At 56.2% G+C, this 633-nt stretch carries 1 protein-coding gene; it reads left to right on the top strand.

All coding sequences use genetic code 11. The features are described 5' to 3' along the window. The coding region (locus EXE48_RS18165; protein WP_137712168.1) for a PAS domain S-box protein at positions 1–633 on the top strand (633 nt) is incomplete at both ends.

Genomic DNA, 633 nt, shown 5'->3' with positions numbered 1-633 from the left:
ACGCCAACGGCTCGTGGCGCTGGATTGAGGCCACAATGCGGAATCGAGTTGACGACGACATCATCGATGGGATTCTGCTTAGCAGTCGAGACATTACTGAGCGAAAAGAGTACGAACGCGAAGCGCGCGAGCTTGCCGAAGAGTACGAAGCCGTTTTGAACAGCGTGGAGGACGCCATCTTTCTGATGAATGTTGAGGAAGATGGGGATGGTGTCCAATTCGAGTTTGAGCGCCTCAGTCCCTCCTATGAGCGCCAGACTGGGATTACTACCGAGGAAGTACAGGGCCAGACACCACAAGCCGTGTTCGGTGAAGAACAGGGCGCTGAGTTAGCCGCGAACTATCACCGCTGTGTCAAGGCTGGCGAACCGATCTCGTATCAGGAGGAACTCCTGGTCAGCGAAGGAGCACGCTTCTGGCAGACAAAACTTGCGCCGGTAGTCTCCGATGGTGAGATAACACGTCTCGTTGGGGTCACTCGGAACGTGACTGAACGCGTCGAACGTGAGCGACAACTACGTCAGCAGAACGAGCGGCTTGGAGAGTTTGCGAGTGTTATCTCCCACGATTTGCGCAGTCCGCTCAACGTCGCACAGGGTCGCGCTGCACTCCTTGCTGAGCAGGGAGAAAGCG

Origin of the sequence: Halorubrum sp. ASP1 (assembly GCF_005435135.1) — an archaeon.
GTDB lineage: Archaea > Halobacteriota > Halobacteria > Halobacteriales > Haloferacaceae > Halorubrum > Halorubrum tropicale.
Note: the sequence above shows the minus strand (reverse complement) of the source record. Positions and strands in the feature narration are given on the sequence as shown.